This window comes from Bacillus sp. G402 (genome assembly GCF_051172515.1).
GTDB classification, from domain to species: Bacteria; Bacillota; Bacilli; order Bacillales; family Bacillaceae; genus Bacillus; species Bacillus altitudinis.
Window position 1 is genome coordinate 23,661 of the sequence record NZ_JBPIZC010000002.1, and the last position, 23,453, is coordinate 47,113.

General features: G+C 41.9%; 35 protein-coding genes and 1 pseudogene. 3 read left to right on the forward strand and 33 right to left on the reverse strand.

The features are described 5' to 3' along the window. From ACSBQP_RS08610 to ACSBQP_RS08695, 18 genes are all read right to left on the reverse strand, one after another. Entirely contained in the window at window positions 1-1,347 is a 1,347-nt protein-coding gene (locus ACSBQP_RS08610; RefSeq protein ID WP_435028327.1) for a phage tail sheath family protein, read from the reverse strand. A 2-nt stretch (window positions 1,348-1,349) separates the two neighbouring features. Continuing rightward, window positions 1,350-1,574: a hypothetical protein gene (locus ACSBQP_RS08615; RefSeq protein WP_065098989.1), complete on the reverse strand. Its 225-nt coding sequence runs from the start codon at window positions 1,572-1,574 to the stop codon at window positions 1,350-1,352. Next, entirely contained in the window at window positions 1,561-2,016 is a 456-nt protein-coding gene (locus ACSBQP_RS08620) for a phage tail terminator family protein (RefSeq protein WP_435028328.1), read from the reverse strand. Before ACSBQP_RS08620 ends, ACSBQP_RS08615 begins: the two co-directional genes overlap by 14 nt. 4 nt (window positions 2,017-2,020) lie before the next feature. Continuing rightward, complete coding sequence (locus tag ACSBQP_RS08625) at window positions 2,021-2,527, reverse strand: HK97 gp10 family phage protein (RefSeq protein WP_247544313.1); 507 nt, start codon at window positions 2,525-2,527, stop codon at window positions 2,021-2,023. Further along, window positions 2,524-2,880 carry a DUF3599 family protein gene (locus ACSBQP_RS08630; protein WP_435028329.1) on the reverse strand — a complete coding sequence of 119 codons (357 nt, stop codon included), beginning with the start codon at window positions 2,878-2,880 and terminating at the stop codon, window positions 2,524-2,526. Before ACSBQP_RS08630 ends, ACSBQP_RS08625 begins: the two co-directional genes overlap by 4 nt. Then, window positions 2,877-3,269 (reverse strand): protein YqbG, encoded by a 393-nt coding sequence (gene yqbG / locus ACSBQP_RS08635; protein WP_435028330.1) that lies wholly within the window; start codon window positions 3,267-3,269, stop codon window positions 2,877-2,879. Before yqbG ends, ACSBQP_RS08630 begins: the two co-directional genes overlap by 4 nt. Window positions 3,270-3,274: 5 nt before the next feature. Next, window positions 3,275-3,640, reverse strand: a complete 366-nt coding sequence (locus ACSBQP_RS08640) for a YqbF domain-containing protein (RefSeq protein WP_435028331.1) — start codon at window positions 3,638-3,640, stop codon at window positions 3,275-3,277. A gap of 5 nt (window positions 3,641-3,645) precedes the next feature. Further along, window positions 3,646-4,575, reverse strand: coding sequence for a phage major capsid protein (locus ACSBQP_RS08645; protein WP_242730412.1), 930 nt, complete (start codon window positions 4,573-4,575; stop codon window positions 3,646-3,648). 22 nt (window positions 4,576-4,597) lie between these two features. Further along, a complete protein-coding gene (locus ACSBQP_RS08650) occupies window positions 4,598-5,755 on the reverse strand; it encodes an XkdF-like putative serine protease domain-containing protein (protein WP_435028332.1) in 1,158 nt (385 codons plus the stop codon). A gap of 15 nt (window positions 5,756-5,770) precedes the next feature. Further along, a complete protein-coding gene (locus ACSBQP_RS08655) occupies window positions 5,771-6,343 on the reverse strand; it encodes a hypothetical protein (protein WP_426551450.1) in 573 nt (190 codons plus the stop codon). Between the two features lie 42 nt (window positions 6,344-6,385). Beyond that, window positions 6,386-7,303: a phage minor head protein gene (locus ACSBQP_RS08660; RefSeq protein ID WP_435028333.1), complete on the reverse strand. Its 918-nt coding sequence runs from the start codon at window positions 7,301-7,303 to the stop codon at window positions 6,386-6,388. Then, complete coding sequence (locus ACSBQP_RS08665; RefSeq protein WP_435028334.1) at window positions 7,300-8,820, reverse strand: phage portal protein; 1,521 nt, start codon at window positions 8,818-8,820, stop codon at window positions 7,300-7,302. Before ACSBQP_RS08665 ends, ACSBQP_RS08660 begins: the two co-directional genes overlap by 4 nt. Beyond that, complete coding sequence (locus ACSBQP_RS08670; protein WP_435028496.1) at window positions 8,820-10,118, reverse strand: PBSX family phage terminase large subunit; 1,299 nt, start codon at window positions 10,116-10,118, stop codon at window positions 8,820-8,822. Before ACSBQP_RS08670 ends, ACSBQP_RS08665 begins: the two co-directional genes overlap by 1 nt. 11 nt (window positions 10,119-10,129) lie before the next feature. Beyond that, on the reverse strand, window positions 10,130-11,014 hold the full coding sequence (gene terS / locus ACSBQP_RS08675) for a phage terminase small subunit (protein WP_317327870.1): 885 nt from the start codon (window positions 11,012-11,014) through the stop codon (window positions 10,130-10,132). A gap of 47 nt (window positions 11,015-11,061) precedes the next feature. Then, on the reverse strand, window positions 11,062-11,310 hold the full coding sequence (locus ACSBQP_RS08680; RefSeq protein ID WP_435028335.1) for a hypothetical protein: 249 nt from the start codon (window positions 11,308-11,310) through the stop codon (window positions 11,062-11,064). 140 nt (window positions 11,311-11,450) lie between these two features. Then, window positions 11,451-12,728, reverse strand: coding sequence for a site-specific DNA-methyltransferase (locus ACSBQP_RS08685; RefSeq protein ID WP_435028336.1), 1,278 nt, complete (start codon window positions 12,726-12,728; stop codon window positions 11,451-11,453). Between the two features lie 53 nt (window positions 12,729-12,781). Further along, window positions 12,782-13,126 (reverse strand): structural protein, encoded by a 345-nt coding sequence (locus ACSBQP_RS08690; protein WP_435028337.1) that lies wholly within the window; start codon window positions 13,124-13,126, stop codon window positions 12,782-12,784. A gap of 90 nt (window positions 13,127-13,216) precedes the next feature. Then, on the reverse strand, window positions 13,217-13,399 hold the full coding sequence (locus ACSBQP_RS08695; RefSeq protein ID WP_008362098.1) for a hypothetical protein: 183 nt from the start codon (window positions 13,397-13,399) through the stop codon (window positions 13,217-13,219). Between the two features lie 1,014 nt (window positions 13,400-14,413). Between ACSBQP_RS08695 and ACSBQP_RS08700 the strand changes: the two are divergent. Continuing rightward, window positions 14,414-15,193 (forward strand): annotated as a pseudogene (locus ACSBQP_RS08700) (collagen-like protein); the annotation flags it as partial. 33 nt (window positions 15,194-15,226) lie between these two features. Beyond that, the gene (locus tag ACSBQP_RS08705; RefSeq protein ID WP_317327875.1) at window positions 15,227-15,571 is read left to right on the forward strand and encodes a hypothetical protein; all 345 of its coding nucleotides are present in this window, start codon (window positions 15,227-15,229) and stop codon (window positions 15,569-15,571) included. Between the two features lie 96 nt (window positions 15,572-15,667). On the opposite strand, the gene ACSBQP_RS08710 is transcribed toward ACSBQP_RS08705, so the two are convergent. From ACSBQP_RS08710 to ACSBQP_RS08720, 3 genes are all read right to left on the reverse strand, one after another. Then, window positions 15,668-16,051: an ArpU family phage packaging/lysis transcriptional regulator gene (locus tag ACSBQP_RS08710; protein WP_317327877.1), complete on the reverse strand. Its 384-nt coding sequence runs from the start codon at window positions 16,049-16,051 to the stop codon at window positions 15,668-15,670. Window positions 16,052-16,122: 71 nt separating this feature from the next. Then, window positions 16,123-16,323 carry a hypothetical protein gene (locus tag ACSBQP_RS08715; RefSeq protein WP_317327878.1) on the reverse strand — a complete coding sequence of 67 codons (201 nt, stop codon included), beginning with the start codon at window positions 16,321-16,323 and terminating at the stop codon, window positions 16,123-16,125. Further along, window positions 16,323-16,643 carry a hypothetical protein gene (locus ACSBQP_RS08720; RefSeq protein WP_317327879.1) on the reverse strand — a complete coding sequence of 107 codons (321 nt, stop codon included), beginning with the start codon at window positions 16,641-16,643 and terminating at the stop codon, window positions 16,323-16,325. Before ACSBQP_RS08720 ends, ACSBQP_RS08715 begins: the two co-directional genes overlap by 1 nt. Window positions 16,644-16,856: 213 nt before the next feature. Here ACSBQP_RS08720 and ACSBQP_RS08725 point away from each other — a divergent pair, with 213 nt between their 5' ends. Next, the gene (locus ACSBQP_RS08725) at window positions 16,857-17,129 is read left to right on the forward strand and encodes a hypothetical protein (protein ID WP_317327880.1); all 273 of its coding nucleotides are present in this window, start codon (window positions 16,857-16,859) and stop codon (window positions 17,127-17,129) included. Between the two features lie 72 nt (window positions 17,130-17,201). Here ACSBQP_RS08725 and ACSBQP_RS08730 read toward each other — a convergent pair whose 3' ends face one another. The 12 genes from ACSBQP_RS08730 to ACSBQP_RS08785 form a co-directional block, all read right to left on the reverse strand. Then, complete coding sequence (locus ACSBQP_RS08730; RefSeq protein WP_317327881.1) at window positions 17,202-17,414, reverse strand: hypothetical protein; 213 nt, start codon at window positions 17,412-17,414, stop codon at window positions 17,202-17,204. A 20-nt stretch (window positions 17,415-17,434) separates the two neighbouring features. Further along, complete coding sequence (locus ACSBQP_RS08735) at window positions 17,435-17,635, reverse strand: DUF6877 family protein (RefSeq protein ID WP_099726287.1); 201 nt, start codon at window positions 17,633-17,635, stop codon at window positions 17,435-17,437. Between the two features lie 208 nt (window positions 17,636-17,843). Next, window positions 17,844-18,068, reverse strand: coding sequence for a hypothetical protein (locus tag ACSBQP_RS08740; protein ID WP_203143981.1), 225 nt, complete (start codon window positions 18,066-18,068; stop codon window positions 17,844-17,846). Window positions 18,069-18,100: 32 nt separating this feature from the next. Beyond that, entirely contained in the window at window positions 18,101-18,304 is a 204-nt protein-coding gene (locus ACSBQP_RS08745; RefSeq protein WP_099726289.1) for an XtrA/YqaO family protein, read from the reverse strand. 73 nt (window positions 18,305-18,377) lie between these two features. Continuing rightward, window positions 18,378-18,659 carry a hypothetical protein gene (locus tag ACSBQP_RS08750; RefSeq protein ID WP_317327883.1) on the reverse strand — a complete coding sequence of 94 codons (282 nt, stop codon included), beginning with the start codon at window positions 18,657-18,659 and terminating at the stop codon, window positions 18,378-18,380. Between the two features lie 287 nt (window positions 18,660-18,946). Beyond that, on the reverse strand, window positions 18,947-19,630 hold the full coding sequence (locus ACSBQP_RS08755; RefSeq protein ID WP_435028338.1) for a hypothetical protein: 684 nt from the start codon (window positions 19,628-19,630) through the stop codon (window positions 18,947-18,949). Further along, the gene (locus ACSBQP_RS08760) at window positions 19,618-20,067 is read right to left on the reverse strand and encodes a RusA family crossover junction endodeoxyribonuclease (protein ID WP_317327885.1); all 450 of its coding nucleotides are present in this window, start codon (window positions 20,065-20,067) and stop codon (window positions 19,618-19,620) included. The genes ACSBQP_RS08755 and ACSBQP_RS08760 overlap by 13 nt, the downstream gene beginning before the upstream one ends. Next, window positions 20,064-20,717, reverse strand: a complete 654-nt coding sequence (locus ACSBQP_RS08765; protein WP_317327886.1) for a hypothetical protein — start codon at window positions 20,715-20,717, stop codon at window positions 20,064-20,066. Before ACSBQP_RS08765 ends, ACSBQP_RS08760 begins: the two co-directional genes overlap by 4 nt. Beyond that, window positions 20,714-20,911 carry a hypothetical protein gene (locus ACSBQP_RS08770; RefSeq protein WP_317327887.1) on the reverse strand — a complete coding sequence of 66 codons (198 nt, stop codon included), beginning with the start codon at window positions 20,909-20,911 and terminating at the stop codon, window positions 20,714-20,716. The genes ACSBQP_RS08765 and ACSBQP_RS08770 overlap by 4 nt, the downstream gene beginning before the upstream one ends. Before the next feature lie 14 nt (window positions 20,912-20,925). Then, window positions 20,926-22,218 (reverse strand): replicative DNA helicase, encoded by a 1,293-nt coding sequence (gene dnaB, locus ACSBQP_RS08775; RefSeq protein WP_165379101.1) that lies wholly within the window; start codon window positions 22,216-22,218, stop codon window positions 20,926-20,928. Continuing rightward, the gene (locus ACSBQP_RS08780; RefSeq protein ID WP_317327889.1) at window positions 22,190-22,477 is read right to left on the reverse strand and encodes a replicative helicase loader/inhibitor; all 288 of its coding nucleotides are present in this window, start codon (window positions 22,475-22,477) and stop codon (window positions 22,190-22,192) included. Before ACSBQP_RS08780 ends, dnaB begins: the two co-directional genes overlap by 29 nt. Next, window positions 22,474-23,316: a hypothetical protein gene (locus tag ACSBQP_RS08785; RefSeq protein WP_435028339.1), complete on the reverse strand. Its 843-nt coding sequence runs from the start codon at window positions 23,314-23,316 to the stop codon at window positions 22,474-22,476. The genes ACSBQP_RS08780 and ACSBQP_RS08785 overlap by 4 nt, the downstream gene beginning before the upstream one ends. Window positions 23,317-23,453 lie beyond the last annotated feature (137 nt).

Sequence of the window (23,453 nt, forward strand, 5' to 3'; positions counted from 1 at the left end):
TTATTTCACCTCTACATTGAAATAGAATTTTTCAGCTGCATCAACAGGTTGAACAGCTAGATCAATCAAGAAACCGTCACGATCTTCATTTAAAGCGATCGTAATATCAGTTTCAGAGTCAAAGCCAGTGATTCCATATCCATCTTGGAGCTGCGTGAGATATTGCGTGATGAGTGTTTTCACCAGCTGCAGCCCATCATCAGATGCCGGAATGTCATTTCCGTTGGCTTTGCGTAATTTAATCAGATTCTTCAATTCGCGAGTGAGATCGTTGTTGATCGCATCGAGCACTCGGATAATTTTGTTTTTCCCGAATGTCTTGTTTTTCTCCGTTGTATAGCTTGTTAGAGAGTTGATGTCCTTCTCAACGCTCACTGTGCGATCACGCGCATCAAACGTGAACAAGAATTCGCCTTGTGACAAGCGGTATTCCACTTGGTCATTATCAAGACGCTCTAACGTGTCCACAGCCCCTTCATATTCCACAAAGGTTAATGACTGATTGAAGTTGGCTCCTGCAGATGCACCGGCAACCCATGCAGTTGCTTTGGCTGGTGTGATCTCTGTACCATCTTCTAGCAGAACGCCGCTTGTGACATTGATAATTCCCTCATGATCAGCTGCATAGTTCGGTAAAACACCTTGCACCTTACGTCCTTGATCATCACGCAGCCGCTTGATGAAAGCCACAAATGTCGCTTTTAACTGTTCACTAGTGTTATTAGGTAGCGCGATCACGTCAAAGTATTCTGTTTCAGCTGCTTCAAGAAATGCTGTGTAATCTGCCACACTTGGCACACCGTTTTTTCCGCCGCTTAGTGTTACACCAGCAGTGATTGTCACTTCACCTTCACCTGAAAATTGAACGTATTTGTTTTTCACAAGATCTTTGACATCTGTGACCACCTGTTTATCGACAATATCTGTACCCACGTAAGTCACAACATCACGCTTCGAGCTATCCAATACGTTTTCAGTAACTTGGATCGTGACCTCATTCCCTTTCTGTCCACCATAATTAGCAAGAACGTTGAAATTCTCGCTGATCTGAGCCTTTGCTGGCTCACCTTCATTCAGACGGTAAAGCAAGACTGTTTGTGCTTTTTTCTTCGCTTCTCGGAAAAGAAGCAGTGACTTGTCATCGATATTTAATCCGACTTTTTTATTTAAGTCCTCGATGCCTGAGATAGAGATGAACGTCTTAGGCTCTCCCCAACTCATTGTGATTGGGAGTGCAACGGTGCCGCGATCACCTAACGTGATACGCTGCTGTGCTGTGGTTTTGAAATTGAAGTAGATACCAGGGCGCTTCTTTTCTGTACCTGGTGTAAAAGTACCTCCATTCATGCTTAAACCTCCTTAGACAAAAAAGCATCAATCTGCTTCTTTGCTTCTGTTTTTGTAATTGGTTGATCTTTGATATAAAAAAGAGCACCCTCAAGGATTTCAGGCTTTACGCCAAACAATTCCTTGCTGTGCTCTTTCAAGGCTTCAAATGAAAATGCTGCTTCTTTAGGAAGAACCGGAGCGGCTTTTTCTTCTTTCACCTGTGATTCATTTTTAGTTTTGCTCACGTTTGATCACCCCGTCTGAAAAATTTATGTCGTCAAGGCTTGGTTGCTCATCTCGGTTGTACCAATAGGCGCTATCCCATGTGAGGACAATCGTTGCCACACCTTGATCTGCAATCCTAGTTTCCGCCCTCTTAATGCGAACATATTGATCAAGCGGTTCACCTTCTACACTGATCATCTGAATGATATTCCGATCAGCTGACAAGGCATCCACTATCGACTCAGCTGCATCATGAGCCTGTCCAGAATCTTTATGAAACACTTTAATATGCAGCGTGTAGGTTTTAAGGAACGTTGAAACAGTATCGTTTCTTGTATTGACCCATGCTGCTGGAAAGTACATGGATGGGACCTGAAACTGTTCAGGAATCTCTTTCTCATATACTTTCACCGGAAACTGCTTGTAACAATAATGCATGATGGAGCCGACTTCTTGATTCATTCCATCACCGCCCAAATTGTTGATCAATCCATTGCTGCAGCTTACGCTCCAAAGAATGTTCAAACATCTGTTCAAAGATGGATATTGCATTATCCCAATAGCCGCTGCCCTCAACCCATTGAAATTTCAGGAGCATCCCTGTTTCGGCATTTGGGTCATATTCAAAACGATCACCAACCCATCTGCCAGGAACCCATCGTCTATCCTGATTTTTACTAGGATCAATGGTAAAGTGTCCATCGTTTGTGTAAGATGCATATTCCAAGTTGGTCCCTACATCCAAGGTAAGACCACCGCTGCTCATAGAAAATACGTTTTCTTGGTCTCCCTTTTGGAATGAGTTGAGCAAACGGCGAGCATCCACCGTTTTTGTTCGGATAACTTCATCTTGAACGATGTCTAGGAACTCATAACCCATCGCTTCCAACCATTCTTCATATTCAGCTTGCAAGCCGCCATTAACAGCTGCATTCAAATCCTCAATGAACTGATCTAAACCATCAATCCTCATAGGCTTTCACTCCTCATCGCTACCACCTCAATGTGGTGATTTTTGATCTGTCTGGGCTTTTGGAGTTTCAATGTCACGCCTTCCCATACCACTTTGTCATTTACTCGGACATCAGCGGTAATAGGAAAATGAACAAGGTACGATTGATGAATGGTTGCGTTTGGCTCCTGCTGTGTGATGGATTGGTTTTTCTCCGTAAAATAACATGGCTGCGCAACTTGATCAGGCTCATCAGGATATGAAAAGACCGGCTGCGCATCCTGAACCGGCACACCAAAACGATCTTTTGACAGCTGCTCATTCTGTAGGTGGAAAATATCGCATTGATCCGTCAACAATGATTGATAGCTCATAATGATCTCAACCTCATTCTTACACTTGCCGGATCTTCCGGTGGATCAATTGGCTCTATGAAATCTATCAACAGGTTATACACATCAGGTTTTGATATGGCGTTACCATCTGTTAAGGTGTATGAATAGTCGCCAATCTTTTCAGATTTATAACCCTTTATGATTGATTCATCCCCGTTGATCAACGCGAAGAACTGCGCCATTTTAATCAATGCGATCTTTGCCTTTTCAGGAAGCGGCTGATATTTTTCACTTGTGAAATCATGACCTACGATCTTAAATACCTCAGCTTCAGCCTCAATGATGTCACTTTCCAATAGTTCATCCGAGCGGTTTTTCACGCTCTCGAATACGCTATACGCCCTAACTTCTTCAGGAGAGATCAGCATCAGCCTTACTCTCCTGTTTTTTCTTGTTGCTGTTGATGCTCAAGGATGAAGGCAATTCTTTCACTCTTATCTTTGAGCTGAGTCGGATCGCCGCCAAGATCAATAACAATGGCTTCTTGTTCAGTTTTGTTCATGCCCTTCAGTTCTGTTTCAGTGTAAATTTTTACTTCTTGTGCCGGTTCTTCTTCCTCTTTCACCGGCTCATCCGTTTTTGGATCATCAGCAGGAGCTTTTACTTCCTTACAAGCAAAAAACTCATTGCCATCGAGATATTGAAATACCTTTTTCTCAATCTCTTTCTCCTGATTTAAATGAAAGACATGCCCCATCACAGAGTATGTCTTTCCTTTGATCAAAACCGCTGTATACATGTTGATCACTCCTTGACCTTAATGATCTTAGCAACAGCATCCTCTTCTTCAAATTTGCTGTCGAGCTTCGCAGTCAACACAATGATGAATTTACGTCTGCGAATATCCTTATCAACCTCGATACGAATATTGCGAGAGAAGCCAAGGATAATATTTTTCGGATGAGTCAATAAGATGTCTGAAACATCTGTGCCGTCCTCTCCCATTTCATATGGCTGCATGTTTGCAATACCTTTGACCGGCACACCGAATGCAGAAGAAAGTCCACCTTGTACAGCTGCATCTCCGAGACTTGTCTGACGCTCCGCTACTTTGTCTTTCCATTCGACCTCTTGCCCTGGGGACGTATAGAATCGGAACTCTTGTGGAATACGCAAATACTTAGAGGGAACAGCTTTGTATCCCTGTTTAAACACTTGGCGTGTAAGTGGTTCACCAGCTACATCTACAATATGAGATTCCGCTTGTTTACGAATACCATCAAGTTGCGCTAGATATGCATCACTAGATTTCGTATCACCATTCAAAATCAATTCTTCAATATCAACGGCTGCACGCTCAGCAAGCATTTGCATGATGGTGTTCTGTAGATTATCACCTTCGATGTTGTTTTCAAGCGTGTCATACGTAATATTCACTTCTGCGATGACTTCTTTCGCAGTTAGCTGAACAGTGCTTGTTGTTGGCGCAACACGGTCTTTTGCCTCAAGCGCTTTGCCTTCTTCTCCTGCACGCAAGATACGTTGGCCAAAACCGATTTTTTCAATCTTTTGCGAATCGCTTTCCATTGGAATGACACGTGCATCTTGCAGCAGGGTTGGTGTGTTTTGCACCATACGAATAAATGTAGATGCTTGCGTTGGATTCATGAGACCACCTGTCTTTAATGTACCAAGGGTCACTTCCGCTTTGTTAATTACCTCTTGATTTCTCACTCTAGTTCCTCCTTTTCTCGGCTTAAAGCAAGCCGCCCCATACCGTTTCAGATTTTTGTACGTCTTGTTGTTGTGCATCCTCTACACCATTACCTTGCGGACGTGCTTTTTCAAGGGCTTCGACTCTTTCAACAACTGGAGCCAAAGCTTTTTCTACAGCTGCGGCCATTTCTTTTGCAACAGCTTCATCCGGCTGATTTTCTTGCGGATCAGGGTGCTGCTCGCCTTCTCCTTTTTCAAGGTCATCCAAGCGTTTTACAACCGGTGCAATTGTGTCATCTAACATCTTTTGCAAATCTTCTTTGTTCACTTCTTCTTCCTCCTTCTCTTCCGCTTGACTCAACAGATTGTCGATAGCGGCTCTTGCATTTTTCAATTCAGTTAAGTTAGCAGCTGAAAACTTTCGGCCAGCTTTTGCGACTTCTTCAGGTGGATCACTTTGGATCCCAGCCAAGTCATCAGTAAGCAAAATCTCTTGTGTGATTTCCACAAAATCTTGAAGTGCTGCCCTCACCTTTTCAGGATCAGTCTCAAAGTCTTCATCGTCGTAAGAATCCCATTTATACAAAACGGAATTCAGTGCATCTTGTGCCGCCCAAAACTCACGACGCATGCGGCCTTTGTCGTATCGATTCTTAACTTCTCCTTTAAGAAAGAAGTTTTTGAGCAAAGAAAAAAGCCCCTTCTCATCAGAAGCTGGCTCACGCTCTTGTTTTCCTATGTCTGCTGTTCCGGCCATTGAATATCCGGTGATCTCGCCCTTTTGAATCTGTTCCCAAATTTCATCGGAAGCCTTTGTCACAAGAACCCACGATCCTTTCTTGATCATCTCATCGCCCATTTCAAAGTCAGACGGAGCAATGTACGATTCAACGACTTCCCCAACACCGCCTTGGAAATCATGCTGCTTATCGATCTCACGTGCATCCTTCAGGAACCCATGAGCGGCTTTTTCGATCTCCGCCGGTGTCATGTAATCCCCATGTGCATCTACCACATGAGGCTCATATACAATACCGTACACAAGACGCTGTGCATCATCAGCCTTCGCGATAACCTTGATCTCTTTTTGAAAGTCTGGCTGCTTTTCTGATTTCATAAAAAAGAACTGCTTTTGATTAGCAGCCTTGTCCACGTATGAAACGTGTGTGATTTTTGCATTAATCAATTCGCGTGGCAATTCATTCACCTCCTTTCAGAGGATTTCTAAATGCATAGTAAATATTTCGCTAGCATCTAGGAACCTATTAGCTTGTGATTCAGATATTTCGTCATAACCAGATAATATTCCGAACAATTCTTGCAGATTAATAAATGAATCTCTCAATTTCAAATCAACAATATTGTTTTCATAGAGCACATCAATTAAATCTCTTGCATCATGATAAGACAATTCAATATCGTTTTTATCACATATTTCAACTAATCTTCTTGTGATATACCTCCATGCTAACACCACAGGAAACCGAGGACCTTTTATGGCAATTTGCTCTCTTATTGCTTTAAAATCATTTCTCAGTGGTTCTAAATCAACCATTTCCACATCAATGTTATTGGGAATCGCATTAGAAGTAACCTCATTCAGTTTTTTATCAATCAATTCAAGTTCAAAATCTTTGTATTTTATCTTTGCTATGTTTTTAATAAGATCAGTAATAGGTGTTTTCAGCATAACCACTACAATAATAATCGAGATAGGCCATATCATTGCTGTAAAAATAGTTATAAACCCATTAAACATAGAAGATATTAATTCATAAACATTCATAATTTCCCCTCATTCTCAAAGTAATGAGGATATTATACTATTTCATTCCATGTTTTGTAAGACTCTTCTTCTAATCTCTTCTTTTTCCTCAGCTGACAATCCGAGAATAACAGGATCAACCACAGGACCAACCGCACAATGACAATTCACTCGCTCTTTTGGCGTGAGCTGTGTATCTCTCGGAAACATGCACCGCTCTCCGCTACCTGGTATTTCAAATTCTTCATCGAGAGGGATGATCGTTCCATCGAGTTGCACATGACTTTCTCTTGACTGATTCTTCTTCCCGCCGCTGTGCTTCCACTTCTTCCCCGTTACTGCCGGGGATTGTACATATGATTCATGTTGAGCGACGGAAGAAGCGGTCAACACTTCAGTGACAACTGTGACACGTGCGCGCTTCCGGCTAAATTCAGGAAGGTCCTTCAGCTCCAGTTCAATTTCTTGGATAGAGCGGCCTTCTTTTATTCCTTCCTTCAGCGTTTGCTCAATGGCCGTATGAGTATTCAGCTTCATCAGCTGCGCCAACTCCTGCGACCACGATTCAATCCACTGTTCAGTTTTCTCAGAAAGCACCTTGAATGGAATATCTGCATCGATGGAATTCATGATTTTCTCGGCCAGCTGGGTGACGGTGAGTGTTAGAAAGACAGCCGTTTCTTTTCCGAACAGCTCCGCAAATTCATCAGCTGCAAACAAGTCATTTTGAAAATACGCTAAAATTGATTCTAACGTCTCCGAATCGTCCTTTGATATAAAACCATTCAGAGCATTTAAAAACGTCCTGCGTTGCAATCTGAACAATCTAGCGATAGTTTTCTCGTACTCTTCCACCAAAGAGGGAATGTCTTTCAGTTCAGGGAAATCTGCCACCGCCGCTTTTAGTTCCTCGACCTCATCCGATTCCGCTTTTTGCACAAAGGCATTGATGTTTTTTATCAGCTGATCGATTCTGCTCATTTGCGGATCTCCTCTAGTTCATCCCTAAGGTCTTTGAGGATCGATACCAATTCATTCTGAGAACCTGCTGACTTCTGAAGAACCGTATCAAGCAAGCTAGTTGATGCCTTTGGCTTCGCCTCAATTGGTCGGTGATATTCTTCCTCCGGCCATTCTTCAAGTGTCTTACCAAGGATACGGCCAGCTAGATCACGTAGGTCATTAGGTGAAACCGCTCCTGCTTGAATAAAGGGTGTAAGAACCTTCGCAATTTCAAGCGGATCACGAAAGTCTGGACCATTTAATATGAGTCGCACATGCCAGAGATCGAGATCAGGAAGAAAGAGTGTATTGAGCTTGCCAGTGATGATCATTCTCTCCGGCTGAAATACCTGTTCCTCTGTAGTCTTTCGAGCGGTGTCAGCTGTGGCCTTGTTATAATCCTGTGATTCACCTGTGTAGATTGGCGGCAGACGGAATGATGAACGTATTTTGTTTCTCGTCTTCTCATCATATTCAAGGAACAGCGCATCCTCCTGGAGAATCTCGGCCAGTGATTTTATATCCACCTTTACATTAGCCGGCTCTTCATCGTTCGATAGCTCATCCTTCTTGGGAATCCCTTCGACTTCCAGCAAAAGAAACTTATGTGCATTGTCTGAACCCTCAATGCCGTTCATGTATTCCTGAAGCTGTTCATATGAGGATTCAGAAAGCATTCCATTCTCTACAGTAATTGCAGCCGGCACATGCCGCCCTTGTTTAAAGTACAGATAGTTCAGCTCTTCAGCTTTGCGCGTTCCATACATATTAACGATGTTACCAATCCAACGAGGAACACCATATGTACCGCTACCAATCTTAAAGTGGATGACTTCACTTGCTACAAGTTCAGGGGGAGTTTCTTCGCTATATTCTCCCGTAGCAGCATTCATGACTCGGGGATCACCGTACTCCTTAAAGAAAACCTTTTTAGTGTTGACCTTCTGCACATACTTCCTGAATCTCTTCTTCCGTTGCAATGACTTCACTTGACCATTTTCTGTGTATCGGAATTCGACGTCAACGGGATCACCCAGCTTACAAACACGTAAGTATTGTGCATCAAGATATTCAATACCTGCAGGCTTCCCTGTACCTTCTCGAAGCACTTCGACAAATCCATTACCTGTTTTCTCTCGGTCTTCTATTACATAACCAAGAACCACTTCGGCTGACTCATCATAGTTCATATATCTGGCGAACTCTTCAAGTTGGGTCCATTCTTTCTCAGCTGCAGATTTCTTTTCTTTCGGTGCGTTCTCTGCGTTGAAATCGAAAGTATACTCGATTCCTAAGCCGAAACCTAGAATGTTTGTTTTATACGCATCGATGCATTGCTGAAGAATGGTAGAATACTCGGCCATTTGTTTGAGCTCTTTGATATTGTATGGCGGCTCGATCACATCATCTATCTCGTAATTAAATCCATCTTCATAAATCTGCTTAGTGGTTTCAGATACATTTGCTTTCATCACTGTTGCTCTGACCGTTTTCATCAGCGTGACCTCCTTTCTCTGTTCGGGCGTGTCCGCTCTTTTGGTTTCTCTTTTAGGTCAGTGACCTCATAATCATCTAGCGCATACCAGATGGCCGATAAGGTATGGGGATCAATCTTAAACTCGTCTTCTATGATATTGCCGCGCTTGTCTGTCTTGTACGTGAGCGGCTGAAGCTCATAGATCGTGTTTTTGCATGAGTCGGAACAAATGATTTTCTTAAACCGCTTGATCTTCTTGGTGTACTGCAAGCGTGATCCCTGGAACTTGCGAGCAGCCACCATGTTGTATCCCATCTTCCTGAAGTATGCGATTGTTTTCGGTTCAGCTGCATCCGCTTTGATCAGCTCTTTTGTTTTGGCAAATTCGATGAGCTCTTGTACAGTTTCATCATCGGTTGTGCCCTTTTGGTAATACTCCCAATAGATATATAGATACTTCTTCTCGTGATTAACAGCCAACCTAACCACAGCGTTATATGAATCAACGAAACCAAAGTCCATGCCTGCTCTAAGCAAAGGGCGATTGATATTTGAAATGGCCAGCATGACATCTTCATGTGGCTGCACCTCGAATTGAGGAAGAACACGAATTCCGTTAATGCCAAAATGACCTTTTCGGGCTATGCGATAAAGGTCGGGATCGTATTCTTTTAGTTCATCCAGCTGCTTAATATAACTGACCGGAAGGAACAAGTTGTCTTCAGCTGTAGAATGATGATAGTACGTATCGTTGATAGCGATCGTTCGCTCTTTGTATAATCTTTCATCATCCAGGATGAAGCGGTTGTTTTGATCATCCTTAAAGAAATGTCTGTACGTCCAATTATCCTGGCCGACAGGGTTCGTCGATAGGATCATGTGCAGTTGCAATGTTGGATGACGCAAACGACCAAGCAGCTCCTTGAATCCCTCGTACTTAACTTCGGAACATTCCTCAATCCAAATGATTGAGATGTTGTTGATCGACTTCAGCTTGGCTGGCTTGTCCAACCCTTTGAAGATGATCCGGCTGCCGTTATGGAATTTCAGCATGAGAGGTGATGTTCTACACTGGATCACATGATCGAGTCCAAGATCATTCACGATCTCTTCAAACAGCGAAAAGGTTGAATCCCTGTGAGTGTCATAGACTTCACGAATCACAAGAGCGGTTCGCTTTTCATCCAGTAACTTTAAGATGAGTTTCAAGGCAATGTGATAGCTCTTAGATGAACCGTAACCACCCACTAGGAACTGAAACTTTTGATCCCAATCAAAAAGAAAGTCCTCAAAATGTGGATTGACTTCCTTCTCCATCATTTGAACCATCAGCCATCACCTTTATTCTTCCGCTTAATCGTTATTTGTACAGAGTCATCAACAGGTCGAGCGGTGATCCGCTCCAGCTCTGCTTCTCGTGTTCTATTAGCGAGATCAAGACCACGTAGCCTCAATTCATATTCAGACATAGTTTTCATTATGTCGACTTTCTGCCTAATGGCTTTATCACGTTGTGCGGTCACACGTGTCAGAGCATCTTCTATGCTCAATATCTTCTCTAGAAGCGGTGAGTCTGTCTCCTCAATCTGGACCACAGCCAGACGTTCATTAGTTATTGGCACTGCTTTAATAAGGCCATTTTTATCTGGAGCCTGAACAACATCTTTCATTTTCCGCATTTGCTGCAAGACTGTCCGCTGCTTATCAGTCAACCCATTCTCGTATTTAGTGATCAAGCGCATCATTCTTGTTTCACGAACGCTCAATAATCGTATTGATAGATCAATTTGGTACAGAGGATCAGTCTCAACTTCAGTAAAAAGCTTCTGTTCCTTTTCATCCATGTACTCAAACATGATCGTTTCATATTCACCGGTCTTGAATGAATTCTTGTTGCCTTTTGGAGCTGCGCCACCCCTATTGCCTTTAGCATTTTGATTACCAGGTGGCGCTTTCCCTCCTTTATTACCTCTGGCGTTTTTACTCCCTTTCGGAGCGCCAGGGCGTTTAGTAACGTTACCATTGGATTTCCCTTTTGGTTTAGTAACGTTACCATTCAATTTCTCATCCCATGAGTCTTGGTTCTTCCATTTACGGATAAGCGTTTGGGAACACTCTAATTCTTCAGCAATGTCTTTCAGTAAGCGGGTTCCATTGCTTTTCTTCCATAACTGAAATGCCTGATCTCTTTTAGGATTTCTCGGTCTAGCCATTACATATCACCCACCTCCGAGCCGCTGAATTAAGTTTGAGTTTGTTTTCAAAAATCGTCATTCTTCTGAAGATCGATGTCGAGTTCTATGAGCTTCTTCAGATCTTCCACAGTAGACAATTTGATGCTTCCTGCTTTAAAGTCTCTAACCCATTGAGAGATGCAAGCTTGTGCAATTTTACGATAGTTCTCTTTTGATTTATCTATACCTTCAGCCTGTTCAGCTTGAAGGATCATAAGCATTTCTTTCTTTTCTTCGTCAGAAAGGGAACGTGTGTTTGCATTTTCTATTGTCATTCTCCCTAACCTCCATTACAATAGTGGGTGAGAGCGTGATATTTTCCCACAAACGCGGCCGCGTCTTGATCACGCTCTTAGGCAGGGAGGTTCTTTCTGTCTTTGAAGGGAGGGTGTTGTCAGCACCCTCTTTTTTTATTTTATAAAGAAGAAACCAACTCAGGTTCAATTCCCGTAAATTCAGCGAATCTCTTTTTAATTACATCGCAAAAATACGGATCGAGCTCCAAAAGAAGGGCCTCTCTATCAGTTTGCTCACATGTCATAAGAGTTGATCCGCTACCTCCGAAGAAATCTACTACTCGATCACCTTTTTTGCTGCTGTTACTTAAAGGGATATTAATTAGATCAAGTGGCTTCTGTGTAGGATGAACATATTTTGCAGTATCACCGCGGGAAACTTCCCAAATTGTCGCTGGTTCTCCTTCTTCAGAGGTATCAGCTCTCCAAACAGTGACCTGTTTTCTATCCCCATACCAATTGGGTGAATAGCCTTTTTTGAATGCATAGAAGACCGGTTCGTGCATGTATTTATATTGCGCCCATCCGAATGTTGGTGAGTTTTTCACCCAAATACACTGCGATCTTATATCAATATCTGCATGACGCATCTCATTCTCAAAAGCACGTTGATATGAAGCAGCATGAAAAACATATATAGCTGCCTTTTCGTTCATGATTCTTGAATAATTCAGGAACACTTCTCTTAAAAATAAATCAAACTGACCATCATCCATAGAATCGTTTAAAATCGATGCATGGCCATCATCATTTAACTTTTTGCTATCACTTTTAACCGCTACATTATAAGGTGGATCAGTTATGACTAGATCTGCTTTATGGCCAGACATCAATCGATCAACATCCTCTATCTTTGTCGCGTCTCCACACACTAGGGTATGCCGGCCAAGCCGCCATACATCCCCATACTTTGTTTCTGGTTCTTTTATATTGTCTAGTGCCTCTTGCACATCAAAATTATCTTCCTCAACAATCACGATCTCATTTTCAATAGAAAGACTGTCTAATAGATCTTCATATTCTTCTTCAGTAAATCCAATAGTTTCTAGATCAAGATTGTTATCCTTTAGTTCTGTTAGAAGTTTTTCAAGTTTGTTTTCATCCCAATGGCCACTGATTTTGTTTAATGCTACGTTTAGGGCCTTTTCATCCTGGTCATTTAAAGAAACCACTGATACCAGAATTTCACTTGGATTGTCCTCCATCAATACTTTGAAACGTTGATGACCTCCTACAAGGTGGCCTGTCCTTTCATTCCATACTAAGGGATCAATGTATCCAAATTTTTTTAATGAGTTTTTCAGAGAATCGTATTCATGATCTCCTGGCTGCAGATCGATGCGGGGATTATATGGTGCAGGATTAATTTTATGTACGGGAATTGTTTTGATATTCAATGTTGTTTCCTCCTATCAAACAAATGATGCCGCCTAGAGGCGGCATCAGCTGCTTACTTGATGTAAAATTCGCTAGTGTAGAATGTCCCAAGGGTTGCAACATGATTGCCCTTTTTGTCGTAGCGTTCTACATCCACCCTAAAGCGATAAGTACCTTTTTTGTTCCCAAATGATTCCTTGATGTCAAATTGATCATAAAGTTTTTCACCTGGGTTGAGTGGGTTTGGGCTGTTCGTTTTAAGTGTTACCCACTTGCCACCTTCCTTACGTTGAGGAATAAGGTTTGGACCAGCACTAAAGTCGTTGTGGTTTTGCACCGCAATTCGTACGACCTTATCCTCTCCGATTTTGTGATTTGCTTTTGTTGGATTCGCAGATACGCCAAATCCTGATGCCATGCTCATCATCTCCCTTTTTATATTTTTGCGCTCCTATCCCTCACCAAAGCACCTGCAGCCATACACCCAAAAGACGACTGTTCCCAAAATTTATCGTTTTCTTCGGACCCGGCCGCCTTGTCTTTGATACGTTTCGCGCCTCGTTCCCATGATTTCTTCCCAGTCTCGCTTTGTTATCGGATCAGCATTGCTCTTCTTCTTTCGATTAGAACCAGGAGCAATGCGCTTTAATTGCTTCGTTGTTTCTACAGATAAAGAATCTCTGATCTTCATGCTCATACTCTCCTTGCCGAATAAGCACCACCTTACGCTATTCGCTTAATTAGATTTTGCAATGATGACTACACTCCGAGAGGATGCCAAGTACAGTCAATCATCAAATAAAATGAAAAACTGTCCTCGATACGGCCGCCGCAGACCAGCTGCTATCCAGGCTCAGAATGTCCCTCTCGTATGGCCACATTCCTCAACACCTTTGTTCCGTATCCAGATACGCCATTGATAAGGGAAAGGCGCGTCTCCCAATAAAAAAAGCGGACACCAATCAAGGCACTTAAAGTGCTCAATGATCAGCGTCCGCAGGTTCTTCCTTCTGGACAAAATATTCACGTTCGTTTTGCTTGTCTCTATCATACGATGATTCACTTAGGAAAAAAGGTCCCCTTTTTGTCCCCCTTTTTGTCGGCTTTTTTCTCGTATAAAATTAAAATATTTTTAATTTCCGCAACAGCCCTTACATATTTCCCCTCTTTTAATATCATGTCATGATTACATTTTTTTTAGGAGTGAGTTCAAATGAGCTATAGGCGATGTTGTCGTTGTGGAGAATGGGTAGATGTTTGTTGTTGCATAAAGACAGTTTGTGTTCCTGGAAGGCGTGGACCAGCAGGAATACCTGGTAGACGAGGTGCTACTGGCCCTACTGGTCCGCCTGGTACTACTGGGGCCCCTGGCGCTACGGGTCCTTCAGGTGCTACTGGTCCTACTGGGGCTACCGGTACTACTGGGGCTACTGGTCCTACTGGAGCTACCGGTACTACTGGGGCTACCGGTCCTACTGGGGCTACTGGGGCTACTGGGGCTACTGGTCCTACTGGAGCTACCGGTCCTACTGGAGCTACTGGTGCTACTGGTGCTACTGGTGCTACTGGTGCTACTGGTGCTACTGGTCCTACCGGTCCTACTGGGGAAACTGGTGCTACTGGTCCTACCGGTCCTACTGGAGCTACGGGGGCTACTGGTGCTACTGGTCCTACCGGTCCTACTGGAGCTACGGGGGCTACTGGGGAAACTGGTGCTACTGGTGCTACTGGTGCTACTGGTCCTACCGGTCCTACTGGAGCTACCGGTCCTACTGGAGCTACGGGGGCTACTGGTGCTACTGGTGCTACTGGTCCTACCGGTCCTACTGGAGCTACGGGGGCTACTGGCGTTACTGGTCCTACTGGAGTAGCCTGCTGTCCATGTACAAATCTATTAGCTAACCCTGGATTTGATTTATCAGCTACTGGGGCACCACCTGCATCATGGACATCCGCTACAGCTACTGTCGTTGATTTCCCAGATGCTCATAGTGGTCGTTTTGTCGGAAGTCCTACTACTCCAACCATACAATCAGTTAGTATTCTAGGTTTAGACCCTAACCCACCTGTTGGAACAGTAGCAACTCCTGGCTTTATCAACCAAATTGTTCCTGTTTCAGAAGGCTGCTGCTTTACTCTTACGTTTGCAGGTGATGTGCGAGCACAAGGTGTATTAGTTGCATCGGTTTCCTTCCCCCCACAAACATGCCCACCATTAATAACAAATACGGGTACTGCAGAAGGAACGGTTACAACTAACCCAATATTCACAGAGGATATCCCTCATATTATAGCGGTTTCTAACCAACCCCAAAGTGTCTTTCAAAATTATTCATTAACAGTTTGTGCACCACCAGGAGCGACAACTGCCTGTATTACTTTCCAAAATATTGGTGATCCATCTGAAGGTAGTCAAGCTTTAGTCGACAACGTCGTCTTTAAAAATGCAGGTGGCCCATGCGATACGTGTGTTCAAAACTTTTAATATTAAAGAATTGGCAAAGGCATGTGAGTAAATATGGCTAGAAACTGCGGATGTGGAAGAAGAGTTTATAAAGAAGGAGATTTCATTGTTAAAACGAGCTGCCCTGAAATCACTTTAGAAATTATCCAAAAGGAAGATATGTGTTTTCAAGTTAAAGGAAAAGTATCATGCAATACACTTCCTTTACAACATGTTAATGTAAATTTATCAAGTTCATCTGAAAGTATTTTAAAACCTCATAAATCTACTACTGATAAAGATGGCGGATTTTCATCAGAATTAAATTTATTGGATAATTCAAGCAAAGAAGTTGAAGTGACAGCAACTGTGATTTCTAATAAATCACCTGTAACTAAGTCAATCACCATCAACTTTTAAAAAGACTAATATTAAGAACGTTAAGATTTCTAAAAAGAGAGGGGTTAATTTTATATGACCCCTACTCTCTTCTTAGATCCTTTATTCTTCAAGTAACTAAATGATTCCAAGGGCTGTGGAAAGATTAAAAGTAGCTTGCTTTTTTAATTTATAGTATCGATCCTTCTTTAACCCTAATTCTTGGCACACCTCTAAATCTTTAACCAAGCGTGACGTGAGATACTTTTTCTCGATTATATTGTATTCAAGCTCATCAAGACTGTTCTTCAAAGCTCGTTCAATCTGACGCAATTTAAGCCCATTTATTGCTTCTTGATTCCTCAGAATAGGGAAAAGACCAGTCACCTCATGCTCTTTTTGTTCTTTTATATTTTCTTCCTTTACCTTCAGTGCCCTATAGACCTTCAGCTCTTTGATAAGAGCATTCCGGACTTGTTTCTCATCGATCCCTGGCAGTAAGGATAATTGTTCAGCTCCCATATTTCTCGACCTCCTATAAACAATGAAAGACATAGACCAGAGAAATTTTGCACTGATCTATGTCATATTAATTATTCTTCTATTGGAAAGACTCTGATCTCAAACGCATTCTCCAAAGGCAGATAGATAGCTGATTCGTATTTATATTTATCTCCATCTAAATCAGCGATCCCATACTTTGCAACTAAACGAATCAAGTTATCAACCTTTTTAATATCAATCAGTTGAGTAGATATTTCTTTAAAATTGTCATCAACAATTCGTACATTCATCATTTTCTCACCTCGAATGACGGCGTGTACATATGGCCTTTGACGCCTGTCCAATTTTTATAATTATAGATTGTCATCTTAATCCGGTGCGTGCCGGATGTATGATTGACTGTGTAAAATTCCTTTGCTGGTGTGGCGTTCTTGAATGATCCGACCAAGCTGAACTGCTGATCTTTCCATTTGCCGCTCACCTCTTTTTGTAGCATGAAGCGGTAATAGACCGTTTCACTTCCTGTTTTGCGTGCTGTCACATCGATTGACCTAGCACGTGGACTGTATGAATTTGCATCCGTTGATACGCTGATTGTGTGTCCGGCCACTGTTTTATTTCCGCTCGTTACTGCCGCAGCAGACGGCGCATAAAGCACCGCCGCAATAATAATAGTTAGTGTGATTAGTAGTTTTTTTCATTTTATAACCTCCAATATTTACTCCCATATAAGTTAAATAAATTTTTACATGGATTAAATTTGAATATATAGTATTATTAAACTTGTAAGTCTTTAATCCCAAACTAAAAGGAGAGTCAAACTATGAGAATTAAAAAAGTAATCGTCAGTTCAGTTCTATCACTCGCTTTGCTATTTTCTTCATCTGCTTTTTTTACTGCGCAAGCAGAAGCTGCTACTCCTAATGAAACATGGAAACATTGTACTTCAGAAGTATTTGGTCCGTACTCTTCCAGAAATGCAATACCGGCTATTTATAACGACGGCACCTATAATTGGTATCTAAAAGGTGCGCAAACTTACTCAGGTATTTGGTATGGCGCATATGAGCGTTGCTGGTACTCAACATTGACGTGAGTATTACTTTTAAAGGGGGAGGATTCCCTCTTTTATTTTTATATCAACGGACGTATCTGATGAGAATGTCCATCAATCCACACCCTGCAAATCATGTATATCGCCTTGATAAAACGTGTTTTGCTTAATGACTTCAAAAATAATTGGCCGTTCTCCCAAGTGAGTACAAGATCCATACATATTAATTAATGCGTTTCGCATTTCGTCCTCACTAGGATAGTGATCCCATCCTCCCAAAAGTCTTATGCCTTGTACGTTTAAATAAAAAATGCTTCTCAGTTTCATAATGATCTTCCTCTCTTTTTTCATTCTGCTTGCTTGGCCTGTTCATTAAATCGGCGCAGCAGCTCATCTTTGATTGTTTCAGCTTTTTTTCTCTGTCCTTTGATGTAAGGGCTATTGATGCGATCCCCAGACAGCACCGCATCCCCTATACGCCATTTGATGTCATCTAGCGCCATCCAAAGCCCTTCATATGACATGTTTTCAGATGGTTTAAACTCCATATGTTCCTCCCTCAGAACAATGTCAGCTGTTCCTGGTGTTGGTCTTTTTGCTTTATTAAAAAATGCCTGGCTTCAAACGCTCCATAGTATGAGCCAGGGCGATTAAACTTTGATACATAATAATGAGCGGCACCGAGAGGAAAGAGAAAGTATTCTACGCCCTTTTCTAGCGGTGTAAACTCATCAGTAAGACATATTCCCTTCAAGGTCATGCAACGCTTTCCCATGGCAACCGCTCGACCCTTTTCATACTTCCGGCACAGCCGATTTTCCCAAGATTCCGACGTGCTGCTGGATAGGATTGATATGTGTCATACTCGCTCCATTTAGCATCTGTTAATAGATCAGAACGCCAATAGGCAACATATCCGCTCGCTGTATTGACGATACAAAATTCAGCAAATGGTGATTTTGAATACCAGATTTCTTTCATTTTGACTGCCTCCCTGCAGGAGGAAGCTCCTGCTATTTTATTTTGTGTGAACTGCTGTAATTCAAATTTGTGAATTGGCCGTCACGTGTAGTGATTTCCGTTTTCCCGTAAATAGGTGCTTCAGCTAAAAATGCTTGGTTGGAATGGCCATCTAGTATAATGACTTTAACTTCTCCTTTTTCAAAAAGCTGATCTATCGAGACGTTAGAGTCTATATGTTTGTAAGGATTATTCATGCACACAAGGCCTCCCATGTTATAATGAATTGTCGAGATTCATTAGAGCCGGAGCCTTGTGCTTTGGTTCTTTTTATTTGTCCAGAAAAGCTTGCAGATCACGTACGCACATTCTAAAGAAATGTTCATCATTTAAGTCTAAGGACAAATCGATCAGAGCCTTTAATTCATCTTTAGTGATCGTTACATCCAAGTTTTTAGCCCAATGTTTAGGAACAGCCGTAGACTTTCCTTTAAGCGGCTTCACTAAAAGCTCATCTTCAGAGATTTTCACAACGTAACCAGATATATGAAACATTCTGCGATTAACTTCACCCGAAGCTTCCACCCAATCGCCTTCTATAATCTTTCTCATTTCCTGAAGCTCCTTCCGCACTTCGAGCAGTAAGGACCATTAAAAACCCGTGTGCTAAATTCCAACCAATAACCACGCTGCACCGAAACTATATTTCTACATTTGAAGCAAAAGAAGTGCTTATGTTTGAAGATAAACTTGATTTTTTCAATCATTCGACAACCCTCCATCCTTTCCTGATCCGACTGTGCAGTTCATATTTTTTAAGTGGTTCATAGAGGTGGACGCGCTGTCCATCCTCTTCGCGATAAAGCAAGAACCACCGTTTTGAGCGTTTGAGTGCCATCTTATGCAGCCCCGTCTTCCTCATCTTTTTGATCATCTTTAGGAAGATCATTTTCATCTGAACCCTTTTCGTCTTCAGCAGGTTCTTCTGCCTTTTCCTTTTGCAACGGTTCAGCTTCGTTGGCTTGATCCTCTTTCCAATCCCACCATTTTTCAGCAAGCGGTGCCACTGCTGCTCGATAGTTATTGATCAGATCAACGATTTCGCCGGAGGACATCTCAAGTTCAGTGGCCAACTTACGGTATGATTCACCTTCAATGCGGCGCTTCGTAATCTCTGTCATATTTTCAGGAAAACCCTCCTGTTCTGGAGCCATACCTTCAACGATGAACCGATCAACCACTTCCCGCTCAATCTCCATCGGTTTTTCTTCAATCTTAGGTTTTTCTGCAGGTAAGCCCAATTCAGCCTCTAACTGTTCCGGCTCGGGATCAGCTATGTGAACAACGCCGCTCTGATCAACTTGATAATTTACAATTGGTCGTTCGGTGTTTGCATTGATCTGCACGTTATAGCGGACAATATCGCTCTCAATTTCAACACGCACATCGTTATCAATCATTTCAGCAAGGTTTTGAATGCTGTTTCCTAGCTCCTTCGTTGAAATCTCAAGAACCAATTCAGTGACACCTTTAGGCTTGTGATTCACTTTTTTAACGAAACCATCAAAATTTATAAAAGACATATTTGTTCCTCCTCATGGGTTGGTGTAAGAGTAGATACTTCGACTTCAATTCTTGGTGTGCTGCTGTAGAACTTGCTTACATGCAGATCAACAATTTGACTATCATCCTGCCAAATGACTTTATTCAGGCCATCTTTTATCCCTTTGATGTAGTTATCAACATCCGGCTTCTTAGCTGGTCTCAGCTCGCCTCTTTCAGCTTCTGCGGCCTTTTTCTTGCTGAAACTTTTTAGTAGGGATTTGTAAACTTTAACCCTCAATTCCAGAGGACCTGTAAGGAGTTGTTCGGGACGATGATCACTTGCAGCCAGCTTCACATAAGACTTAAAATCTCTTGATTTTTTCGGATCATACAGCCTTGTCATCCCATTTCTGTGTGCAGCCCTCGGTCTTCCTTGTGCAACTGGCTCAGCGTAAATGGTGAATGCTATTTTCATAGTTTTTCATCTCCTTGAACATAACGACTTTTCGCATGGTACAAGTACCCTTCTTCATCTTCATGATCCCAACCGTTTTTCATATCAGCAGGCATGATTTTCACCTTTGTTTCACAGCTGTCACATGCGGTGTATCTAAAGCCCTTATAAACCTGTTTGTCTTGTTTCAATCCACACTCAGGGCATTGAAATTTAGTCTTACATTTCTCGCGGTCAGGTTCTGAATCTTCCTTTTGAACCAGGGCTATATTTTTCACTTGTTCCATCACGCTCAATTGTTCTCCGATGCTCGTGTTCAAAGTGCGTTCGTTATTCAAAAGATCAACTTTTCTCGATCTCTTTGGTTCTGTTGCTTTTGAGGGAGCAGGAGTAGCTTTCTTTTCATCCTTTGATTTAGAAACATCTTGGTCTTCTTGAAACCGTTTGATTTGACTGGTCACGATATCAGTATGAATTGGTTCTTCTGTCCTTTTCACAGGGGTCGGAACGACTCGTGAAACACTTTGACTTGCATTGATATTTAGTGGTCCTCCATGCATGTATGCAGCCAATTGAATGATCAGACGATTACAATCTGCTGCTTTGTAATTATCTGCTTCAAAATTCACTTCTTTACCCGTAGTACTGTCTTTGATTTGTAATTTAATCACTCTGCTTCCTCCTCGATCTCCATCCTGGCGTTGTAAGTTTCGATATCGTTCCCCCGCTCACATTTGGCTGTAATGACTAGCATTTCGATCTCATAGAGCGATTTTTTTGCGAGACTTTCATTCTCCGGTTTATATCCAATGCGCTTCAGTTCATTGAGTAGGAACTGTTTACGCTGATCGCTATTGATTGTCATGTTCATTCCTCATTTCACATTGCGGCTTCCATTTGCCGCGGTAGATTTAAAAAGGTTCCGTACTCTTTCGCAAATGCTAAATTTACTGTTCCTGTCGCACCATTACGATGTTTAGCAAAAATGATTTCAATAATATTTTTAGATTCGCTTTGCTTGTCATAATAGTCGTCACGATAGAGGAACGTAACAATATCAGCATCCTGCTCGATGCTTCCAGAATCACGCAGATCGGACAACATCGGACGCTTATCTTGTCGCTGCTCTACTCCACGTGAAAGCTGAGATAACAGAACAATTGGAACCTCAAAATGCCTGGCCATAAGCTTTAATTCTCGTGTTATTTCCGCAACTTCATGGTTTTTACTTTCTGGTTTCCCGATAGGAGTGATCAACTGTAAATAGTCAATAATCACCAAATGATCTTGATCAGGGTGTTCGTTCTTGGTTTTTCTAATTCTAGAACGAATATCAGCAACGGTTTGAGATGGCTTATCATGAATATGAATATCTAGTTTTTCATATACGCCCATTGCTTTACTGGAGTTCTCATGATCTTCCGCACTAAAGAATTTTTTTGGATTTCTCCACTTAGTGTTCTCGATTCTTCCGATGTTGCTTAACATCCGATGTGTCAATTGTGTATCAGACATCTCAAGGGAAAAAATATCAGTTACCCCTTTTTTATAAGCATTGTTAATAGCAAGATTTAGTGCAAAAGCAGTTTTCCCCACTGATGGCCGCGCAGCCACAATGATCAAATCACTTTTTTGCAAACCTCCAGTCATAGCATTAAGATCTGCTAGACCAGTGTCTACTCCAGTGACATCACCCTTTTCTTCTTCCAAACTCATGAAGATTTCTGTTAAAACATCTGTTTTCGTTCGAGTCTCTTGAACGCCTACTTCTTGAGCTTCAATCGTTTTTTGATACAACTCGACGATACCTTCATCAGTTGGGGAACTGGCAAATGCTAAAGCAGCACTTTGCAAATCTCTAAGTCTAAAAGCCTCGTAAATTAATGTTTCATAGGTTTCAAATGAATGAGTAGATGGAACAGCACTTGCTAGGTTAGTTAAGTATTCAAATCCCCCAACAGCTGCTAAGGCTTCGCCCAAGGAAGCTGATATATTTGCTAGTTCAACCTGTCTGCCTAGCTTGTCCACTTCCCTCATCGCTTTAAAAATCTGTTTATGTCGTTCCTCAGCAAAATGTTTGGGCTCAAGTGTAGTTTCTTTGATAAGGTCGCCCTCAATGATGATACAACCCAATAAAAACTGTTCAGCCTCTACGTTTCGCAAATTTTGCATTTCTTACCCACTCTTCCTGCTTCTCTAGAAATTCATTTTTCTCTGGTTGGTTGACCTGTATCTCAGCAATGACAGGTGGGAATCGTTTTTCAGCGATATGTTGATTGATCTTTTTTAGAACTTGTTCATATGGAAGGGCTGTTAAATGCTCTAACCAAATCTTGATTCTCTCTTTTCCGATCTCATCTGTAGAGAGTTCGAATCTCGGATACGCAGCTGCTATCCTGGTTAAGATGATCATCGCTTGTTCCTCAGTCATGCTAATCCTCCTCCAAATTTAATGCCTTTTTCTTTGGCATAAGCCTCTAATGCTGATAAGTTGTCTTGTTGTTTCTTAGGTTTAAATTCAGATATGTTACTAGGTTGATTGTTTTTGGCATGCCATCGATCAAGAATGCCCTTCTCCAGGTATGAAAACGATTTGATGCCATCCGCTCTATGTCTTGGTCGGTAGTGATCAAAAATCTCATCAATCCACACCAATATGTCTTCAAGGGGTATCTGCTCCTGAATGATCCTCTCAATGGCTTGAGCATCATTAGGAGTGATCATCAATCCTCCACCTCTTCGAGATAGATACTTGTCTTCGATTTGTTGGAAAGGAGAATCATTTCCTACTGGCGATCTCTCTTCTTCCTCTTCATATACATTCTTTACATTCTTAACATTCTTGTTTGTGATCACTTGATGTTCATCTGATGATCTTTTGATGTTCATTTGATGATCATTTTGGTGATCAACTTCGTTAATTTCTTGTTGGTAAAGTGCCCATTTATTAATGGTTACAACTGAAAATTTGTTGCTCTTTTTGATGCTCAGAAAATTCATTTCCTCTAATTTTTCAAGCCATCGATACACTGTAACTTTGCCAGTTACTTGATCACTTTTCCTAAGCCCTTTGTTAAACATTTCAGCAATATCGTACCTACCAGTCACAAATTGACCAGGCTCTAATTCCACCACCTGATTACCTATCATCTGCTGATGATGCTTATGGCTCGCTTCAGTAAGACAGATGAGCCAAAGCCTAAGCAGGTTAGGATTATTGAATACTGGATTTTCACGTAATTTTCGATGTAATTTGATCCACCCTCGCAAATGAATTCCTCCTTCCCAACTATTTGCTTTTGAGTCTGCAAATAGCGTATTTGCCTTCAATTTTCACGACTTCAAGATGCGGTTCATACTTAGCCATATACGTGCTTATGTACATGGCCAATACCTTTTTCCGCATG

What these genes read in the sequence shown, in the direction of transcription:
- ACSBQP_RS08610 (WP_435028327.1), bottom strand. Translation starts at nt 1,347, where the DNA reads ATGAATGGAGGTACTTTTACACCAGGTACAGAAAAGAAGCGCCCTGGT.
- ACSBQP_RS08620 (WP_435028328.1), bottom strand. Translation starts at nt 2,016, where the DNA reads ATGAATCAAGAAGTCGGCTCCATCATGCATTATTGTTACAAGCAGTTT.
- ACSBQP_RS08625 (WP_247544313.1), bottom strand. Translation starts at nt 2,527, where the DNA reads ATGAGGATTGATGGTTTAGATCAGTTCATTGAGGATTTGAATGCAGCT.
- ACSBQP_RS08630 (WP_435028329.1), bottom strand. Translation starts at nt 2,880, where the DNA reads ATGAGCTATCAATCATTGTTGACGGATCAATGCGATATTTTCCACCTA.
- yqbG (WP_435028330.1), bottom strand. Translation starts at nt 3,269, where the DNA reads ATGCTGATCTCTCCTGAAGAAGTTAGGGCGTATAGCGTATTCGAGAGC.
- ACSBQP_RS08640 (WP_435028331.1), bottom strand. Translation starts at nt 3,640, where the DNA reads ATGTATACAGCGGTTTTGATCAAAGGAAAGACATACTCTGTGATGGGG.
- ACSBQP_RS08655 (WP_426551450.1), bottom strand. Translation starts at nt 6,343, where the DNA reads ATGAATGTTTATGAATTAATATCTTCTATGTTTAATGGGTTTATAACT.
- ACSBQP_RS08660 (WP_435028333.1), bottom strand. Translation starts at nt 7,303, where the DNA reads ATGAGCAGAATCGATCAGCTGATAAAAAACATCAATGCCTTTGTGCAA.
- ACSBQP_RS08665 (WP_435028334.1), bottom strand. Translation starts at nt 8,820, where the DNA reads ATGAAAACGGTCAGAGCAACAGTGATGAAAGCAAATGTATCTGAAACC.
- ACSBQP_RS08670 (WP_435028496.1), bottom strand. Translation starts at nt 10,118, where the DNA reads ATGGAGAAGGAAGTCAATCCACATTTTGAGGACTTTCTTTTTGATTGG.
- terS (WP_317327870.1), bottom strand. Translation starts at nt 11,014, where the DNA reads ATGGCTAGACCGAGAAATCCTAAAAGAGATCAGGCATTTCAGTTATGG.
- ACSBQP_RS08680 (WP_435028335.1), bottom strand. Translation starts at nt 11,310, where the DNA reads ATGACAATAGAAAATGCAAACACACGTTCCCTTTCTGACGAAGAAAAG.
- ACSBQP_RS08690 (WP_435028337.1), bottom strand. Translation starts at nt 13,126, where the DNA reads ATGGCATCAGGATTTGGCGTATCTGCGAATCCAACAAAAGCAAATCAC.
- ACSBQP_RS08695 (WP_008362098.1), bottom strand. Translation starts at nt 13,399, where the DNA reads ATGAAGATCAGAGATTCTTTATCTGTAGAAACAACGAAGCAATTAAAG.
- ACSBQP_RS08705 (WP_317327875.1), top strand. Translation starts at nt 15,227, where the DNA reads ATGGCTAGAAACTGCGGATGTGGAAGAAGAGTTTATAAAGAAGGAGAT.
- ACSBQP_RS08710 (WP_317327877.1), bottom strand. Translation starts at nt 16,051, where the DNA reads ATGGGAGCTGAACAATTATCCTTACTGCCAGGGATCGATGAGAAACAA.
- ACSBQP_RS08715 (WP_317327878.1), bottom strand. Translation starts at nt 16,323, where the DNA reads ATGAATGTACGAATTGTTGATGACAATTTTAAAGAAATATCTACTCAA.
- ACSBQP_RS08725 (WP_317327880.1), top strand. Translation starts at nt 16,857, where the DNA reads ATGAGAATTAAAAAAGTAATCGTCAGTTCAGTTCTATCACTCGCTTTG.
- ACSBQP_RS08730 (WP_317327881.1), bottom strand. Translation starts at nt 17,414, where the DNA reads ATGAAACTGAGAAGCATTTTTTATTTAAACGTACAAGGCATAAGACTT.
- ACSBQP_RS08735 (WP_099726287.1), bottom strand. Translation starts at nt 17,635, where the DNA reads ATGGAGTTTAAACCATCTGAAAACATGTCATATGAAGGGCTTTGGATG.
- ACSBQP_RS08740 (WP_203143981.1), bottom strand. Translation starts at nt 18,068, where the DNA reads ATGAAAGAAATCTGGTATTCAAAATCACCATTTGCTGAATTTTGTATC.
- ACSBQP_RS08745 (WP_099726289.1), bottom strand. Translation starts at nt 18,304, where the DNA reads ATGAATAATCCTTACAAACATATAGACTCTAACGTCTCGATAGATCAG.
- ACSBQP_RS08750 (WP_317327883.1), bottom strand. Translation starts at nt 18,659, where the DNA reads ATGAGAAAGATTATAGAAGGCGATTGGGTGGAAGCTTCGGGTGAAGTT.
- ACSBQP_RS08755 (WP_435028338.1), bottom strand. Translation starts at nt 19,630, where the DNA reads ATGTCTTTTATAAATTTTGATGGTTTCGTTAAAAAAGTGAATCACAAG.
- ACSBQP_RS08760 (WP_317327885.1), bottom strand. Translation starts at nt 20,067, where the DNA reads ATGAAAATAGCATTCACCATTTACGCTGAGCCAGTTGCACAAGGAAGA.
- ACSBQP_RS08770 (WP_317327887.1), bottom strand. Translation starts at nt 20,911, where the DNA reads ATGACAATCAATAGCGATCAGCGTAAACAGTTCCTACTCAATGAACTG.
- dnaB (WP_165379101.1), bottom strand. Translation starts at nt 22,218, where the DNA reads ATGCAAAATTTGCGAAACGTAGAGGCTGAACAGTTTTTATTGGGTTGT.
- ACSBQP_RS08780 (WP_317327889.1), bottom strand. Translation starts at nt 22,477, where the DNA reads ATGACTGAGGAACAAGCGATGATCATCTTAACCAGGATAGCAGCTGCG.